The organism is Streptomyces sp. AC558_RSS880 (assembly GCF_019049255.1).
GTDB lineage: Bacteria > Actinomycetota > Actinomycetes > Streptomycetales > Streptomycetaceae > Streptomyces.
Window position 1 is genome coordinate 1 of record NZ_JAGMUJ010000114.1, and the last position, 455, is coordinate 455.

General features: G+C 69.9%; 1 protein-coding gene. It reads right to left on the minus strand.

Features of this window, described 5'->3' with window-relative positions:
• Positions 1-455, minus strand: a 455-nt coding sequence (locus tag KUM38_RS28840; protein ID WP_217133491.1) for an SDR family oxidoreductase, incomplete at both ends; no start/stop codon positions are given.

A 455-nucleotide genomic window follows, 5' to 3' on the forward strand; every position in this document is an offset into this window, starting at 1 on the left:
GGGAGTCCTTCCGCGCGGCGGAGATGGGCGAGCGCGTCGAGATACGTGTTGGCCGCCGCGTAGTTCGCCTGACCGGGACCGCCCAGGATGCCGGAGACGGAGGAGAAGAGCACGAACGCGGACAGGCCCAGGTCACGGGTCAGCTCGTGCAGGTTGACCGCGCTGTCGACCTTGGAACGCAGCACCCGGTGCAGCCGCTCCTCCGTCATCGCCTCGACCAGACCGTCGTCCAGCAGACCGGCCGCGTGCACCACACCCGTCAACACCGGTATCCGCTCCAGAACACCGGCCAACGCATCACGCTCCGCCGCGTCACACGCCTCCACCACGACCGACGCACCCAGCGCCGCAAGCTCCTCGACGAGGTCAGCCGCACCGGCCGCCCGCTCACCCTGACGACTCAGCAACACCAGCTCGCGCACCCCGTACCGGGACACGAGGTGACGGGCGACGAG